The organism is Bradyrhizobium sp. CCGUVB14 (assembly GCF_024199935.1).
Lineage (GTDB): Bacteria > Pseudomonadota > Alphaproteobacteria > Rhizobiales > Xanthobacteraceae > Bradyrhizobium.
Genome location: NZ_JANADS010000001.1, coordinates 9,157,295 through 9,172,846 on the forward strand (window position 1 = coordinate 9,157,295; position 15,552 = coordinate 9,172,846).

The following is a 15,552-nucleotide window of genomic DNA, read 5'->3' on the forward strand; positions in this document are numbered from 1 at the left end:
GAAAATCCGATCAATTGGCCTGCGCCGTGGCGGGCCGCCTGGATTGCAGACCCGCAGGCTGCTCCGACACTTCGGGGGAAAGGTCAATGCCGAAATCTTCCAGCCGCACCCTGAGCTCGGCGGCGATGTACTTGACATATTCGGACAGGAGCAGCCGCAGCGTCGAGGCCGAGGTCCACCACGGTTCCTCGCGCCATTTGTCGCCGACCACGGCGAACGGGATCAGCGCGGTCTCCGGCATCGCATGCGAGAACTCCACCAGCGCGCGCGGCATGTGATAGTTCGAGGTCACCACGATCAGCGACTTGAAGCCGCGTCCATCGGCCCAGCGCCGCGCCTCAGCAGCGTTGCCGCGGGTCGTCAGCGCAGTACGATCGAGATCGACGCAGCAGGTCATGAAAGACTGGTTCTCCGGCAGCGTCCGGGAGATGTCGCTCGCGGTCGAGGTCGGATGCACACCCGAGATCAGAAGCCTTTTGCCGTAACCGGCCGCCAGCAGCTCCATCGCATCCGAGACCCGCGAGGAGCCGCCGGTCAGCACCACGATGCCGTCGGCCTTGCGGTCGGGCGCCATCTCGGCGCCGCGCAATTGCGACAGGAACGCGACGAACCCCGCCGCCGCGCCGACAAAGGCGAATGCGATCGTCGACACGACGGTCGCGCGGAGCCAGCCGCGCGGCAGTTTCGGCGATCGATCGTCGGTCGGCGAGGTCATATGATGTCGGTGATCCCTTCCCCGGATTATTTTAGGACGTTTTGAGGCGAAGTGGAGTCCGGTTTAACGGACTCAATCCACGTCATTCAGCGTCGCGAACAGGGTCTGGCGCGAGGCGGCCGCGGTGATGGCACCGATCAGGACGGCCTGCACCGCGAGCACGACATAGCCGGACGGCCGCAGTGAGAAGGTGCCGAGCAGGGCTGCGAACTGGTCGCCGACCGGGGTGCCGGAGAACCAGCCGGCAATCGACTCGGAGAAGCCGAACAGCAGCATGGCGACGCCGCCGCCGATGACGCCGCCTTCGAGGCCGAGCCTGAGGAAGTGCCGCAGGAAATGATTGGCAATGTAGCGGTCGCCGGCGCCGACGAAATGCAGGACCTCGACGATCGGGCGGTTCGCCGCCATCGCGCCGCGGGTCGCGAACGAGACCGAAATGATGGTCGCGACGATGACGAGCGCGAGGATACCAATGCCGGCGAACACGGTCGCATTGGTCATCGAGCGCATCCGTTCGATCCAGGCGCGATGATCGTCGACGCTGGCGCTCGGTGCCACCTGCGTCACGCGGGCGCGCAGGGCGCCGAGATCGAGCGCGGTGCCCGGCTGCACGCGCGCGATGATCATGCGCGGCACCGGCAGATCGTCCATCGACAGCCCGGTGCCGAGCCAGGGCTCGAGCAGCTTGCCGCTCTCGTCCTTGGTGAACGGCTTGACCTCGACGATGCCGGCTTGCGCGCGCATCGCCTCGGTGACGGCGGCAGTGTCGCGCTCGATATCGCGGCCCGATTGCGGGCGAACCTGGATGGTGATCTCGCTCGCGACATCGGACTGCCATTCCGCAGCCGACGCGCTGACCAGCAGCACCGTGCCCGTCGTCATCGAGGCGAGGAAGGTCATGATGGCGACGACGGCGACCAGCGCGCGGCCATGGATCGAGGCGCGCGGCACGATCGGCGACATGTTGCGCGCCTTTGCGGGGAGCTGCGGACGTTCCTGTCCGAGATCGACCAATACGCCGCGCTCGTCGGTCTTACTCATAGACGTGCAACCGGCCCTGATGCAGCACGAAGCGGCGCGCTTCGTACTGGTCCATCAGCGCGATGTCGTGAGTTGCGATAATGACGGCCGTACCCGACTTGTTGAGCTCGATGAAGAGCCGCAGCAGACGGCGCCCCAGCGTCGGATCGACGCTGCCGGTCGGCTCGTCCGCGAGCAGCAGTTGCGGCCGCGAGATCACCGCGCGCGCGATCGCCGCGCGCTGCTTCTCGCCGCCCGACAGGATCGGCGGCAGCGCATCCATGCGGTCGCCGAGGCCGACCCAGCGCAGGAGGTCGATGACCTCCTTGCGGTAGCTCGATTCGCTGCGGCCCATGACGCGGAACGGCAGCGCCACGTTCTCGTAAGTCGTCATGTGGTCGAGCAGGCGGAAATCCTGGAGCACGATGCCGATGCGCTTGCGCAGATCGGCGATCTCATCCTTGCCGAGCGTCGAGATGTCGTGACCGAACAGATTGACGAGACCGCGCGTCGGCCGGTGCGACAGGAACAACAGGCGCAGCAATGACGTCTTGCCGGCGCCGGACGGGCCGGTGAGGAACTGGAAGGAATGCGCAGGGATCTGGAAACTGAGATCGCGCAGGATCTCGGGCCCCAGACCGTAGCGTAATCCGACATTTTCGAACCGAACCAAGCTCAGCTCCGTTCGAGAGAGGACGCAAGCCGCACCGCGACGCACCGCCACAGACGTTCCACGGGTTTTGCGACCGTTATGGTTTCCGGTTCGTTAACGGTCGCCTTGTAGCATCCTGGCCGCCCGGTTTCGCACGATCGGGTCATCGTCGAGGCCCGTCCATGCATATCGTCTGTCCCCATTGTACGACATCCTACGCCATCAAGCTTGCGAGCCTTGGGGCCAACGGGCGGACGGTCCGCTGCTCCCGCTGCAAGGAAACCTGGATGGCGCATCCCGAGGATGCCATCGAGGAGGCCGTCGTGCCGGCGATGGCCGCAGCCAGCCAGGCTGACGACCAGTCCGACCTCGCCGAGCAGTGGAACTCCTACGCCAAGGACGACGCCGCTGCCGAAACCCCGGTGGTCGAAAGCCCCTCGATTGCCAGCGACTGGCCGACCGAGAATGCCGAGCCCGAGGACGAGTGGTCCGCGGCGGCCCGGGCCGCCGAGGAGGACGTCGTCGGCGTGCAGCACCAATCCTGGTTCCGCGGCCTGTTCAGCCGGCGCGGGGCAAAGGTCAGCCGCCCGGCCCCGGCCGTGGTCCGACGCAAATCCTATTTTGGCCTGCCGACCGCCTGCGCGGCCATGGGCGCGCTGGTGCTGGCGCTGGTGATCTGGCGCGGCGACATGGTCCGCCTGCTGCCGCAGACCGCGGCCTTCTACAAGATGGTCGGCCTGGAGGTGAACCTGCGCGGGCTGGCCTTCAAGGACGTCAAGCTCTCGACCGAGACCGTGGACGGTAAGCAGGTGCTGGTGATCGAGGGCGTGATTGTCGGCCAGGGCAAGAAGCCGCTCGATATTCCGCGCCTGCGCTTTGCCGTGCGCGACGCGCAAGGCGCCGAGATCTACGCTTGGAATTCGGTGCTGGAGCAGACCGTGCTGCAACCCGGCGAGCGCGCCTTCTTCCGCTCGCGCCTGGCCTCACCGCCGCCGGAAGGCCGCAATATCGACGTTCGCTTCTTCAACCGGCGCGACATTGCCGGCGGCAGCGTGTAATCAGCCTGTAGGAGTCCCGCACGGGAAAGTGTGTCCCATGCCAAAAGTGTTGATCGCCGATGACGAGGATTCGATGCGCCAGCTGGTGGCGCGTGCCATTGCCATGGACGGCCACGAGACCGTCACCGCACAGGACGGCGCGGAAGCGCTCGAGATCCTGACCCGCGAGGACGGCGCGTTCGACCTGTTGCTCACCGACATCCAGATGCCCGTCATGGACGGCATCGCGCTCGCACTCTCCGCCGCGCGTGACTTTCCCCAGTTGACCATTTTGCTCATGACGGGCTTTGCCGACCAGCGCGAGCGCGCCTCGAACCTCAACGCACTGGTGCATGACGTCGTGACAAAGCCGTTCTCGGTCGCGGATATCCGCACGGCGGTGGCCGATGCGCTCGCGGCGAAAAAGGGGTAGCGGACGCGGCATACTCCGCTGTCATGCCCCGGCTTGACCGGGGCATCCAGTACGCCGCGGCGTTTCGAATCTAACCATGACTGTCTCGGAGTACTGGATCGCCCGATCAAAGTCGGGCGATGACAGCGAGAATGTGGTGGGAAGTTGCACAAGCCGACCATTCAAGCCTGCGCGATAACTTCGCCCCTCAAAAATCCTTCAGCAGCCGCTCGATATAATCGAGCTCGATCTGCGGGCGCGAGGGGTCGCCGAGGCGGCGGCGGAGCTCTTCGAGGATGCGGCGGACGCGCTGGACGTCGATCTCGCCGGGAATCTTGACCGTGTAGTCGTCGCCGAATTCGCGGCCATGCAGCGGACGGCCGAGCGGGTCGGTCTGGTTGCCGCCGCTCTGCTGGCGCCCGGCGCGATTGCCGGGACCATCGCCCTGGCCGTCGCCGTCGCCCTGCTGCATCGCCTCGGCCATCTTCTGCGCACCCTTGCGCATCGCATCCAGCGCCTTGCCCTGGGAATCCACCGCGCCGTCGGCATTGCCGTCGCCGAGCTTCGAGCCCGCGTCGCCCATGGCGTTGTCGGCGGAATCGAGCCCGCCGTCATCATCGCCCTGATCGGCGTCCTGATCGCCGTCCTGGCCCTGGTCGCCTTGCTGACCCTGCTGGCCCTTCTGCCCCGGCTGGCCTTTCTGGCCCTTCTGCGAGAGCCCGCGCTTGGCCATTTCGTCCTGCAGCTTCTTCAAGCGATCGCGCAACGCCTGCTGATCCTGCTGCAGGTCCGACATCGACTGGTCGCCCTGCTGCTTGCCGCGCATGCGATCGCGCCGGGAGTCCTGGCCCTGCTTGTAGGTCTTGTCGCGCAATTGCTGCTGCTTGCGGATCATGTCGCCGAGCTCGTTGAGCGCCTGCTCCATGTCGCTCTCGCCGGACTGTCCCGGCTGCGCCATCTGAAGGCCCTCCAGCATCTGCTGGAGCTGGTCGAGCAGCTGCTTGGCCGCGTCCTTGTCGCCCGAGCGCGACAGGCGCTCCATGCGGTCGATCATGTTCTGGAGGTCCTGCTGGCGCAGGATTTTCGTGTTGGGATCGAGCGGACGCGCGAGCTGCTGGGCGTCCTTGTTGTTGCGGAACTGCTCGGCAAGCTGGCGCATGAAATTGTCGAGCGCCGCCCGCAGATCCTGCGTGAGCTTCTTGATCTCCTCGTCGCTGGCGCCGCGCTCCAGCGCCTGCTTCAGCGCATCCTGCGCCGCGCGCAATGCCTTCTCGACGTCGGAGATGTTGCCGTCCTCGATCGTCACGGCGAGCGCCCACAGGCTCGCCACGACCTCGCGCAATGCATCATCCGTGCGCGCGGCCTCGAGCTGGCGCGCGACGCTATAGAGGCCGAGATATTGCCCGGTCTCCTGCGTGAACAGCTCGGGCGCGATCATCAGCGCGTCGAGCGCGGTGTAGACGTCGGAATTCTTGTTGGCGTCGAGCGCGAGGATGCGGCGCTGCTCGATCAGCGCGCGCGCCAGGGGCTTGGTGAAGAGCCGCTCGGGCAAGCGCATGTTGAACGGCTCGCTCTTCGCCTCGTTGCCGGCCTCGTCCTTGGCGGTCAGCGTCAGCGCGACATCGGCGCCGGCATAGGGATCCTCGCTGAGATCCTTCACCGTCTGGCCGACACCGTTACGGGTCCGCGCATTCGGCAGCACGAGCGGGAATTGCGGCGGCTGGAACAGCGGCCGCGCGGCGGTCTTGGCGTCGCCGTCCTTGCCGGCATCGCTGGAGCGCGGAGCGACTTGCGCCTCGGCGCCGGTGACGCCGTAATCGTCCTCGATCTTGTAGACGAGCTGGAGCGCGCCGCGCGCCTGGCGCTCCGGATCCTTGGCCAGCGCGATCGTCGGCGGCCGGTCCGGCGTCGCCGCGAAAGCCCATTGCGGCTGGCCCGAGGGGGCGCGGACATGCGCCGTGCCGTCGCCGGTGATGGTGAAGTGCTTCTCGTTGGTGCCCTTGGGCGTGGCCTCGGTCGGCGCAACTTCCTTGAGGCCGCCGGACACAACGACATCCAGGCTACCGCCCGAGGAGCGCACGATCAGCGTCGAGCCGGCGGGAACGGGAAGCGGGCCGGAGGCCGGAAGCGCTGCGGCTTCCTTGTTGGCGGCCGACAGGATCACCGGCGGCTTTCCGGTGTAGAGCGGCGGCGTGACCCAGGCGTCGACGCGGATATTGGCCGGCGCCAGCACGCCGTTCCAGTCGAAGGCGGCACCCAGCCGCATCGTGCGCTCGTCGCCGGCGGCAAAGAAGGTTGCGACCAGCATCACCATGACCAGCGCACGCAGCGCCCAGGGGTCGTGGATGGCGAGGCGCGGGTGCGGCAAACCGGCGCGGATGCGCTTGAGCGAGGCCAGCGTGCGCTCGCGCTGCGCCTGCCAGAGCGCCTGCGCGACCGGGTCCTGCGAGGTCAGCGTGTCCGTGAGCGTCGTGGCCGGGCGATGACGGATGCCCGAGCCGCGGTCGAGCCGGGCGAGCGCCTCCTCGCGGCTCGGCCAGCGAAACCGAATCAGGGGGAACAGGGCGGCAGCCGCAAGGCCTGCGAAAACGACGAGACCGATGGCACGGGCGACGAAGGGCAGCGCCAGCCAGAGTCCGGCCCAGGACACCACCAGAAACAGGCCGACGACAGTGAGAACACGCGCCAAGCCGGGCCAGGCACGCTCCCACGCGATGGCATAAGTGGACCGCTCGAGGGCCTGCGCCAGCTTCAACCGCGACAGAGCATCGCCATCGCGGATCGGGTCTGACGGGTCGGGGGTGACGCCGTTCAATCAACTCTCCAGGTTACCCGGCAGAGTGGAGCGTACCACAACGGCAGCACTGAGGCATCCGTTCCTGTACGGGAGACACCCCTTTTCCCGCATAACACGAGGACGTGACTGCCCCGGCGCAACCCCGTAGTTTCCGCGGCGCCATTCCATCGGGACATGCAAGGGAAGTCGAGGAAACGCCATGGACAAGAAGATGCACGACAAGGGCCTGGAAGTCCGCAAAGCGGTGCTGGGCGAAGCCTATGTCAACAACGCGCTGAAGAACGTCGACGATTTCAACCGTCCGTTCCAGGAGATGCTCAACGAATATTGCTGGGGCACGGTGTGGGGCCGCGAGGAGCTGCCGCGCAAGACCCGCAGCATGCTCAACATCGCGATGATCGCGATCCTCAACCGCCAGCACGAGTTCCGCGCGCATCTGAAGGGCGCGCTCACCAATGGCGTCAGCCGCGACGAGATCCGCGAGATCCTGATGCAGGTCGCGATCTATGGCGGCATGCCCGCCGCCGTCGACAGCTTCCGCATCGCGCGCGAGGTGTTCGCGGAGATCGACGGGAAGGCGTGAGGGGATCAGCCTCTCACCGTCGTCCCGGCGAAGGCCGGGACCCATAACCACCGTCGGATGTGGCTATGGGGACTCGGAGTCACCGCCATCACACAACGACTCCTCCCTGGGGTTATGGGTCCCGGCCTTCGCCGGGACGACAGCGGGGGATTGGGCGCGCACCTCGCTTCCAACAACGAAGAATCAAACAAAGGAAACACCATGGACATCGGATTCATCGGCCTCGGAAACATGGGTTTCCCGATGGCGCGGCGGCTGGTCGAGGCCGGGCACAAGCTCGTCGTGTTCGACACCCGCAAGGAAGCCGTCGACCAGCTGGTCGCGCGCGGTGCCACCGCTGCGACGTCGCCGAAGGACGTTGCCGACAAGGTCGAGACCGTGATGGCGAGCCTGCCGTCGCTGCAGGCCTCGCTCGAGGTTGCGACCGGCGCGAACGGCGTGATCGCGGGGAGCCGCGCAAAACGCTTCATCGATCTGTCGACCGTCGGCTCGCAGATGGCTGCGAAGATTCACGGCCTGCTGGCCCGGCGCAACATCGTGCAGATCGACTGCCCCGTCTCCGGCGGCGTCGGCGGCGCCGAGAAGGGCACGCTGGCGGTGATGGTCTCGGGGCCGAAGGCGGAGTTCGAGCTGTTGAAGCCCGCGCTCGACGTGATCGGAAAGGTGTTCTTCATCGGCGAGAAGCCCGGTGCGGCGCAGACCATGAAGCTCGCCAACAATTTCCTCTCGGCGACCGCGATCGTGGCGACCTCGGAAGCCGTGGTGATGGGCGTGAAGGCCGGACTCGATCCCACCGTGATGATCGACGTCATCAATTCGGGCTCAGGCATGAACACCGCGAGCCGCGACAAGTTTCCGCGCTCGGTGCTGCCGCGGACCTTCGACTTCGGCTTCGCCACCGGATTGATGGTGAAGGACGTCCGGCTGGCGCTGGAGGAGATGAAGCAGCTCGGCCTGTCGATGGAGGTCGCGGATGCCGTCGGCCGCCTGTGGGAGACGGTGATCAGCGCGGAAGGCGCCGAATCCGATTTCACCGCGGCGATCAAGCCGATCGAGAAGAAGGCCGGCGTCGTGGTCGGCGGCAAGACCGGCGGGTTGGCGGGGAAGTAGCGCCACCTTCTCCGCTGTCGTCCCGGACAAGCGAAGCGCCGATCCGGGACCCATACCCACAGGGAGATGTTTGGCGAAGACTCGGAATGGGAGCTTTGCCCCACACGCCTCCCTGGGGTTATGGGTCCCCGCGTTCGCGGGGACGACAGCGAGTTGATTGAACTGGCATCACGCCTCATCACCGCTCGCGTCCTCGCAACCGAAGCGCGAAGTCGCCAACCACTTCGCGACACCACCGTTCACCCTTGAGTTGTAGTCTTTGTAAGTTATCCTGTCCGCCCTACACGACTGCAAAAAATCAGGGAGGACGGAATGAAACGTCATCGACACTTACTTGTCGGTGCGACCATGGCCCTGTTTGCCTGTGTCGCATTCGGTAATTCGCCCGCCATGGCGACGGCGTGCACCAATCTTCGATCCTTGCAACTCCAGCACACGGTGATCAATTCGGCGGACGACAACACCACCGGCACCTTCGTCCCGCCTGGCTCGAGCCCGATCACCGGCCTTCCCGCATTCTGCCGCGTCACCGCAACCCTGATCCCCAGCTCGGACTCCGCCATCAAGATCGAGGTCTGGCTGCCCGAGACGAATTGGAACGGCAGGTTCCTCGGCACCGGCGGCGGCGGCTTCCAGGGCGTGATCACCTACAACGAGCTCGCCCTTGGCATCCAGGGCGGCTTTGCCGCGACCAACAGCGACCTCGGCACGGGATCGTCGGGATGCAATCCGCTGTTCTGCGGCTCTGCCGGCAACATGGGCAATCCGCTCGCGATCGACTTCGGCGATCCGACGGCGCCGTCGACGGGCCTGTTCGGACATCCCGAGCGGATCAAGGATTTCGGCTACCGCGCGATCCATCTGATGACCGAACGGGGCAAGGAGATCGTCAGCGCGTTTTACGGCCATCGATCGCAGCGGGCCTATTTCGCCGGCTGCTCCACCGGCGGCCAGAACGCCCTGATGGAGGCGCAGCGCTTCCCCAACGACTATGACGGCATCCTCGCCGGCGCTGCCGCCTTCAACCGCACCCACCTGCACATGGCGGGGCTCTATGGCTGGCAGAATACGCATGCGAGCCCCGGCCGGTTCATCCAGACCGGCCAGATGACGCTGATCAACCAGGCCGTGCTCAAGCAATGCGTCGGCCAGGATGGCGGCGCCAAGACCGATCAATTCCTGACCGATCCGCGCGACTGTCATTTCGATCCGAAGGTCCTGCAGTGCACCGGCGGCAACGCGCCGCCGGCCTGCCTGACCTCCGATCAGGTCACCACCATGCAGCGCTATTACGCCGGTACGATCGACCCGGTGAATGGACAGCTCGTCAATCCGGGCTCCGAGCGCGGCAACGAGACCGACGACATCCTTGCGCTTGGCCTGGCGTTCCAGGAGCGACTGCCCGAGCCGGCCTTCGACGGGTTGTTCTACTGGGTGTTCGGCCCGAGCTTCGGTTACCCCGCAAGCGCGACCAACTTTTCCAATTTCGATTTCCACCGCGACATCGACAAGGTCGACGACCAGCTCGCCGCAGTGCTCAACGCGACCAGCACCGATCTCAGCGAATTCAGGGGGCATGGCGGCAAGCTGCTGATGTACCATGGCTGGGCCGACCCGCTGATCCCGTCGCAGAGCAGCATCAACTACTTCCTGGCGCTGGTGGGAAATGAAGGCCAGAGCGCCCAACCGGTCGGCTTCTTCGACCACGGCAACGGCAATCCGGCGCTGCGACGGACCCAGAGCTACGCGCGCCTGTTCATGGTGCCCGGGCTGTACCACTGTTCCGGTGGCCCCGGTCCCAACACGTTCGATGCGCTCACACCACTGGTCAAATGGGTCGAGGCCGGCGTCGCGCCGGAGACGATCCTCGCCACGAAATTCGTGGCCGATACGCCGCCCGCGGTTCAGATGACCCGGCCACTCTGCGTCTTTCCCAAGGTCGCGAGATACAACGGCAGCGGCGACACCAACGTCGCGGCGAGCTTCACCTGCGTCACCGACGAGAACGACTTCAACCAGAAGCCGGCTCCGAAATACGGGCCGTGAACAACAGGCAGCGCCGGCGAGTCCAACCTCGCCGGCGTCTCACAGCCACGGCGCCGGCGTGTCCATCGCGATGAGCTGCTCGACCTCGATGCGCGGGCGAACGACCGCGTATTGATCGCCCTTCACCAGCACCTCCGGCACCAGTGGCCGGGTGTTATAGGTGCCGGCCTGCACGGCGCCATAGGCGCCCGCGGTCATGATGGCGATGAGATCGCCCGGCTTCGGCGTCGGCAAGGTGCGGTCCAGAGCGAGGTAGTCGCCGGTCTCGCAGACGGGACCGACGACGTCGGCCATGATGGTCGCCGCACCCTTCGCCGGCTCCGTCACCGGCAGGATGTCGTGATGCGCCTCGTACAACGTCGGGCGGATCAGGTCGTTCATCGCAGCGTCGATGATGACGAAGTTCTTGCCGTCGCCGTGCTTCACATAGATCACCTTGGCGACCAGGATGCCGGCATTGCCGACGATCATGCGGCCCGGCTCGAACATCAGCGTGCAGCCGAGATTGTGGCTGACGCGCTTGACCATCGCGGCATAGGCGTCCGGCGCCGGCGGCGCCTCGCGGTCCATGTAATAGGGAATGCCGAGCCCGCCGCCGAAATCGACGTGGCTGATGTTGTGGCCGTCGGAACGCAGCGTCTGCACGAATTCGGACAGGATACGGAACGCGGTCTCCATCTTGGAGAGATCAGTGATCTGGCTGCCGATATGCACGTCGGTGCCGGTCACCTCGATGCCGGGCAGCTTCGCAGCCCGCGCGTAAACCTCTCGGGCGTGGACGATCGGAATGCCGAATTTGTTCTCGGACTTGCCGGTCGAGATTTTTGCGTGCGTCCCGGCATCGACGTCCGGATTGACGCGGATGGAGATCCGCGCGGTCTTGCCCGTCTCGGTCGCGAGGCGCGACAGCAATTCGAGCTCGGGCTCGGATTCGACGTTGAGACAGAGGATGTCGGAGGCCAAGGCGGCGCGCAGCTCGGTCTCGGTCTTGCCGACACCGGAGAACACGATCTTGCTGGCGGGAATTCCGGCGGCCAGCGCGCGCTTCAATTCACCGCCGGAGACGACGTCGGCGCCGGCGCCGAGCTTCGCCAGCGTGCGCAGCACCGACTGGTTCGAGTTCGCCTTCATGGCGTAGCAGACCAGCACCTTCTCGCCGGCAAAGGCATCGGCGAAGACGCGATAGTGCCGCTCGAGCGTGGCGGTCGAATAGCAATAGAACGGCGTGCCGACGGTCGCGGCCAGCTCGGACAGGTTCACCGCCTCGGCGTGCAGCACGCCGTAGCGATAGTCGAAATGGTTCATGGCGTTGGCTCAGTTGCCCCAGCCTATCGGCTGGGCTTTTCGTCCAGGAGCGGGTCGAGGATAAACGGTTTCTTCTTGCCCTTGGTCGCCGCCGGAGGGGCATCCGCGCCATAGGTCGGATTGAACACGCTCGGCGTTTTCTGGGCTTCGGTCTCGGTGTCGGTGGGCGCGGCGATGTTGGCCGTGGACGCGTTGGAGGCGGTCGGCGGCAGATCGAGCGGACCCTTGCGGCCGCAGCCGGCGAGCGCAAGCGCGCTCAGGCTCAAGACAATGATGGCCCACCCCGAGCCGGCCGGGCGAAACTTTGACGTCACGACGAAATCCCCACTACGCGGGCCGCACCATACAGAGATTGGCGCGCTCTGGCGAGAGCCGGATGACCATGAAACATAAGCGAAATTTTGCCTTCAGCCCAATTTTCGCTCTTTTTCCAGCCGCTTCGCCCAGGCCTTGGCCTGCGACGTCACGTTCTTCGGCGCGGTGCCGCCGAAGCTGGTGCGGCTCTTCACCGACGATTCGACCGAGAGCACACCGAGCACGTCCTTGGTGATCTTCCGCTCGATCGCCTGCATCTCCTTCAGCGGCAGCTCGTGCAGCGCCACGCCGCCCTCCGCGGCCTTGGCCACGATGCGGCCGGTGACATGATGGGCCTCGCGGAACGGCATCTTCAGCGTCCGGACCAGCCAGTCGGCGAGGTCGGTCGCGGTGGCATAGCCCTCGCCGGCAGCCGCTTTCATCTTGGCTTCGTCGGGCACGAGGTCGCGGACCATGCCGGTCATGGCGCGGATCGCCAGCGACAGCGCGGCAAAGCCCTCCATCGCGCCCTGCTTGTCCTCCTGCATGTCCTTTTGATAGGCGAGCGGCAGGCCCTTCATCACGATCAGGAGACCGTTGAGCGCACCGATGACGCGGCCGGTCTTGGCGCGCACCAGCTCGGCGGCATCCGGATTGCGCTTCTGCGGCATGATCGAGGAACCGGTGGTGAACTTGTCGCTGAGGCGGATCATGCCGACCAGCGGCGAGGTCCAGATCACGATCTCCTCGGCAAAGCGCGACATGTGCACGGCGCAGATCGAGGCGGCCGACAATGTCTCCAGCACGAAGTCGCGGTCGGACACCGCATCGAGCGAGTTGGCCATCGGACGGTCGAAGCCCAATGCCTTCGCCGTGGCGTGGCGATCGATCGGGAACGAGGTGCCGGCGAGCGCGGCGGCGCCGAGCGGGGATTCGTTGAGCCGCTTGCGCGCGTCCTGGAAACGGCCGCGATCGCGCGCAGCCATCTCGACATAGGCGAGCAGATGGTGGCCGAACGTCACGGGCTGCGCGGTCTGCAGATGCGTGAAGCCCGGCATCACCGTTCCCGCATGCTCCAGCGCGCGTTCCACCAGCGCCTGCTGGAACGCGGCGAGCGCGGCATCGGTCTCGTCGACGATGTCGCGGACATAGAGACGGAAGTCGGTCGCGACCTGGTCGTTACGCGAGCGCGCGGTGTGCAGGCGGCCGGCGGCGGGGCCGATCAGCTCCGACAGGCGGCTCTCGACATTCATGTGAATGTCCTCGAGCGCGCGCTTGAATTCGAAGCCGCCCTTGCCGATCTCTGACAAAATCGTGTCTAGACCCTTGCCGATATTTTTCGCATCAGAGGCCGTGATGATGCCCTGGCTGGCAAGCATCGCGGCGTGGGCCTTGGACGCGGCAATGTCCTGGGCAAAGAGGTGACGATCGACGTCGATGGAGACGTTGATCTCTTCCATGATCTCATCGGGACGTTCCGAGAACCGGCCGCCCCACATCTTGTTGCTCATGATCCCCTGCTCACGCCTTGCTTTGCCGCATGTTTGCTGGTGGAGGCCAGCCGTATTAAGAGGCCTCTGATAGCCATATCTGCGACCGGATGACAAACGATATGCTCGACAAGAAGCCCTCCGCCACGCGCCGGATCCCCATTGTCATCGCCACCGTGGTGGTCGGCGGACTGGCCGGCTTCGCCGCGCTGTATGGGCTCGGCCTGAGCCGGGCCCCGTCGGGCGATCCGGCCTGCCGGGCGGCGGTGGCGACGGCCCAAAAGATTGCTCCACTCGCCCATGGCGAGGTGGCGGCGCTGACCATGGCGAGCGCCCCCCTGAAGCTGCCCGACCTGGCCTTCGAGGATGCCGACGGCAAGCCGAGGAAGCTCTCGGATTTCCGCGGCAAGACGCTGCTGGTCAACCTCTGGGCGACCTGGTGCGTCCCGTGTCGAAAGGAGATGCCGGCGCTGGACCAGCTCCAGACCAAGCTGTCGGGCCCGAATTTCGAGGTGGTGGCGATCAATATCGACACCCGCGACCCCGAGAAGCCCAAAAACTTCCTGAAAGACGCCAATCTGACCAGGCTCGGCTATTTCACTGACCAGAAAGCCAAGGTTTTCCAGGATCTTAAGGCGATAGGCCGAGCTTTGGGCATGCCGACCTCGGTGCTGGTCGATCCACAAGGCTGCGAGATCGCGACGATCGCGGGACCGGCCGAATGGGCCAGCGACGACGCGCTGAAGCTGATCCGGGCCGCGCTCGGGCCGGCCGCTGCGTCGCTTTAGGGAAATTCAGGCGGTGACGTTGAGGTTGCCGCCGACGCCGGGGCCGACATTGGCAAGGGAGGGCTGACCGGCGCCCATCAGCGTCAGGACGGTGGATTTCTCCATGTCCATGTTCTGCTTCGTCAGCGTCGCCGCGATATTCGACTGCAGCGCGCCCTGCTGAGAGGCCAGCATCGTGCTGACCATGGCCATCATGTCCATACGCAAAACCCTCGTATCGGGCCGGACACTAGGGCGGATGGGTTAACGCGACATGAATTGATACACGGCGGAGGTGCCGTAGGGTGGGCAAAGGCGCGTTCGCGCCGTGCCCACGATCTCTCTCGGTTACAAAAGTGCGTGGGCACGCTGCGCTTTGCCCACCCTACGGCACCGAGACCGCCTTACCTTGTCGGAACCGGCTTGGCGCCGCGGTAGTCGTAGAAGCCGCGCTGGGTCTTGCGGCCAAGCCAACCGGCCTCGACATATTTCACCAGCAGCGGGCACGGGCGGTACTTGGAATCAGCCAGCCCCTCATGCAGCACCTGCATGATCGACAGACAGGTATCGAGACCGATGAAATCGGCGAGCTCCAGCGGGCCCATCGGGTGGTGGGCGCCGAGCTTCATCGCCGCGTCGATCGCCTCGACGTTGCCGACGCCCTCGTACAGCGTGTAGATCGCCTCGTTGATCATCGGCAGCAGGATGCGGTTGACGATGAAAGCCGGGAAATCCTCGGAGACGGCGACCTGCTTGCCGAGCTTGGCGACGAATTCCTTGGAGGCCTCGAAGGTCGAATCGTCGGTGGCGATGCCGCGGATCAGCTCCACCAGCTCCATCAGCGGCACCGGATTCATGAAATGAATGCCGATGAAGCGCTCGGGCCGGTCGGTGGCGGCGGCGAGCCGGGTGATCGAGATCGAGGACGTATCGGAGGCGACGATCGCCTCCGGCTTCAACACCGCGCAGAGGTCGTGGAAGATCTTGCGCTTGACCTCCTCCTTCTCGACAGCGGTCTCGATCACGAGATCGCAATCGGCGAGGTCGTCGAGCTTCTCGGCAAGCTTGATGCGGGCGATTGCCTTGGCCTTGTCGTCCTCGGTCACGCCCTTCTTGGAGACCTGACGCGCCAGATTTCCGTTGATGGTCGCCATGCCTGACTTGAGGCGGTCGGCCGAGATGTCGTTGAGCACCACGTCAAAGCCGGCCAAGGCCGCGACGTGGGCGATGCCATTGCCCATCTGACCCGCGCCGATCACGCCGACCTTCTTGATTACTGCCGCCATAATGTCATCCACCGGAACGGCGCGCATATCGCGCCCTG

Annotated in this window: 15 protein-coding genes; 6 read left to right on the plus strand and 9 right to left on the minus strand. The window is 65.6% G+C overall.

Annotation, left to right across the window (positions count from 1 at the left end; genetic code table 11):
- Positions 1–10: 10 nt before the first annotated feature.
- The 3 genes from NLM32_RS42870 to ftsE all read right to left on the minus strand — a co-directional run bounded on the left by NLM32_RS42870 (position 11) and on the right by ftsE (position 2,408).
- A complete protein-coding gene (locus NLM32_RS42870) occupies positions 11–715 on the minus strand; it encodes a YdcF family protein (RefSeq protein WP_254134662.1) in 705 nt (234 codons plus the stop codon).
- A gap of 72 nt (positions 716–787) precedes the next feature.
- Positions 788–1,756 (minus strand): ABC transporter permease, encoded by a 969-nt coding sequence (locus NLM32_RS42875; RefSeq protein ID WP_254134663.1) that lies wholly within the window; start codon positions 1,754–1,756, stop codon positions 788–790.
- On the minus strand, positions 1,749–2,408 hold the full coding sequence (gene ftsE, locus NLM32_RS42880) for a cell division ATP-binding protein FtsE (protein WP_057746699.1): 660 nt from the start codon (positions 2,406–2,408) through the stop codon (positions 1,749–1,751). Before ftsE ends, NLM32_RS42875 begins: the two co-directional genes overlap by 8 nt.
- 161 nt (positions 2,409–2,569) lie before the next feature.
- Here ftsE and NLM32_RS42885 point away from each other — a divergent pair, with 161 nt between their 5' ends.
- Positions 2,570–3,445: an MJ0042-type zinc finger domain-containing protein gene (locus NLM32_RS42885; RefSeq protein WP_254134664.1), complete on the plus strand. Its 876-nt coding sequence runs from the start codon at positions 2,570–2,572 to the stop codon at positions 3,443–3,445.
- Between the two features lie 37 nt (positions 3,446–3,482).
- Positions 3,483–3,857, plus strand: coding sequence for a response regulator (locus tag NLM32_RS42890; protein ID WP_027530607.1), 375 nt, complete (start codon positions 3,483–3,485; stop codon positions 3,855–3,857).
- A gap of 187 nt (positions 3,858–4,044) precedes the next feature.
- Here NLM32_RS42890 and NLM32_RS42895 read toward each other — a convergent pair whose 3' ends face one another.
- On the minus strand, positions 4,045–6,651 hold the full coding sequence (locus NLM32_RS42895) for a TIGR02302 family protein (RefSeq protein ID WP_254134665.1): 2,607 nt from the start codon (positions 6,649–6,651) through the stop codon (positions 4,045–4,047).
- A gap of 181 nt (positions 6,652–6,832) precedes the next feature.
- Between NLM32_RS42895 and NLM32_RS42900 the strand changes: the two genes are divergently transcribed.
- From NLM32_RS42900 to NLM32_RS42910, 3 genes are all read left to right on the plus strand, one after another.
- Complete coding sequence (locus NLM32_RS42900; protein WP_014491654.1) at positions 6,833–7,216, plus strand: carboxymuconolactone decarboxylase family protein; 384 nt, start codon at positions 6,833–6,835, stop codon at positions 7,214–7,216.
- A gap of 201 nt (positions 7,217–7,417) precedes the next feature.
- Positions 7,418–8,326 (plus strand): NAD(P)-dependent oxidoreductase, encoded by a 909-nt coding sequence (locus NLM32_RS42905; protein WP_254134666.1) that lies wholly within the window; start codon positions 7,418–7,420, stop codon positions 8,324–8,326.
- Between the two features lie 312 nt (positions 8,327–8,638).
- Complete coding sequence (locus NLM32_RS42910) at positions 8,639–10,372, plus strand: tannase/feruloyl esterase family alpha/beta hydrolase (RefSeq protein ID WP_254134667.1); 1,734 nt, start codon at positions 8,639–8,641, stop codon at positions 10,370–10,372.
- 39 nt (positions 10,373–10,411) lie between these two features.
- Here the strand turns inward: NLM32_RS42910 and lysA are convergent, their stop codons facing one another.
- The 3 genes from lysA to argH form a co-directional block, all read right to left on the minus strand.
- The gene (gene lysA / locus NLM32_RS42915; protein WP_254134668.1) at positions 10,412–11,677 is read right to left on the minus strand and encodes a diaminopimelate decarboxylase; all 1,266 of its coding nucleotides are present in this window, start codon (positions 11,675–11,677) and stop codon (positions 10,412–10,414) included.
- Positions 11,678–11,700: 23 nt separating this feature from the next.
- Positions 11,701–11,991, minus strand: coding sequence for a lipoprotein (locus NLM32_RS42920; RefSeq protein ID WP_254134669.1), 291 nt, complete (start codon positions 11,989–11,991; stop codon positions 11,701–11,703).
- A 93-nt stretch (positions 11,992–12,084) separates the two neighbouring features.
- Positions 12,085–13,482 carry an argininosuccinate lyase gene (gene argH, locus NLM32_RS42925; protein WP_254134670.1) on the minus strand — a complete coding sequence of 466 codons (1,398 nt, stop codon included), beginning with the start codon at positions 13,480–13,482 and terminating at the stop codon, positions 12,085–12,087.
- 101 nt (positions 13,483–13,583) lie between these two features.
- Here argH and NLM32_RS42930 point away from each other — a divergent pair, with 101 nt between their 5' ends.
- Complete coding sequence (locus tag NLM32_RS42930) at positions 13,584–14,249, plus strand: TlpA disulfide reductase family protein (protein ID WP_254135550.1); 666 nt, start codon at positions 13,584–13,586, stop codon at positions 14,247–14,249.
- Positions 14,250–14,255: 6 nt separating this feature from the next.
- Here the strand turns inward: NLM32_RS42930 and NLM32_RS42935 are convergent, their stop codons facing one another.
- Positions 14,256–14,450 carry a hypothetical protein gene (locus tag NLM32_RS42935; protein ID WP_212297328.1) on the minus strand — a complete coding sequence of 65 codons (195 nt, stop codon included), beginning with the start codon at positions 14,448–14,450 and terminating at the stop codon, positions 14,256–14,258.
- A 182-nt stretch (positions 14,451–14,632) separates the two neighbouring features.
- A complete protein-coding gene (locus NLM32_RS42940; protein ID WP_254134671.1) occupies positions 14,633–15,514 on the minus strand; it encodes a 3-hydroxybutyryl-CoA dehydrogenase in 882 nt (293 codons plus the stop codon).
- Between the last annotated feature and the right edge of the window lie 38 nt (positions 15,515–15,552).

Bases quoted from the DNA above. Each gene is read 5' to 3' on its own strand.
- NLM32_RS42870 (WP_254134662.1), bottom strand. From the start codon at position 715: ATGACCTCGCCGACCGACGATCGATCGCCGAAACTGCCGCGCGGCTGG.
- NLM32_RS42875 (WP_254134663.1), bottom strand. From the start codon at position 1,756: ATGAGTAAGACCGACGAGCGCGGCGTATTGGTCGATCTCGGACAGGAA.
- NLM32_RS42885 (WP_254134664.1), top strand. From the start codon at position 2,570: ATGCATATCGTCTGTCCCCATTGTACGACATCCTACGCCATCAAGCTT.
- NLM32_RS42890 (WP_027530607.1), top strand. From the start codon at position 3,483: ATGCCAAAAGTGTTGATCGCCGATGACGAGGATTCGATGCGCCAGCTG.
- NLM32_RS42900 (WP_014491654.1), top strand. From the start codon at position 6,833: ATGGACAAGAAGATGCACGACAAGGGCCTGGAAGTCCGCAAAGCGGTG.
- NLM32_RS42905 (WP_254134666.1), top strand. From the start codon at position 7,418: ATGGACATCGGATTCATCGGCCTCGGAAACATGGGTTTCCCGATGGCG.
- NLM32_RS42910 (WP_254134667.1), top strand. From the start codon at position 8,639: ATGAAACGTCATCGACACTTACTTGTCGGTGCGACCATGGCCCTGTTT.
- lysA (WP_254134668.1), bottom strand. From the start codon at position 11,677: ATGAACCATTTCGACTATCGCTACGGCGTGCTGCACGCCGAGGCGGTG.
- argH (WP_254134670.1), bottom strand. From the start codon at position 13,482: ATGAGCAACAAGATGTGGGGCGGCCGGTTCTCGGAACGTCCCGATGAG.
- NLM32_RS42930 (WP_254135550.1), top strand. From the start codon at position 13,584: ATGCTCGACAAGAAGCCCTCCGCCACGCGCCGGATCCCCATTGTCATC.
- NLM32_RS42935 (WP_212297328.1), bottom strand. From the start codon at position 14,450: ATGGACATGATGGCCATGGTCAGCACGATGCTGGCCTCTCAGCAGGGC.
- NLM32_RS42940 (WP_254134671.1), bottom strand. From the start codon at position 15,514: ATGGCGGCAGTAATCAAGAAGGTCGGCGTGATCGGCGCGGGTCAGATG.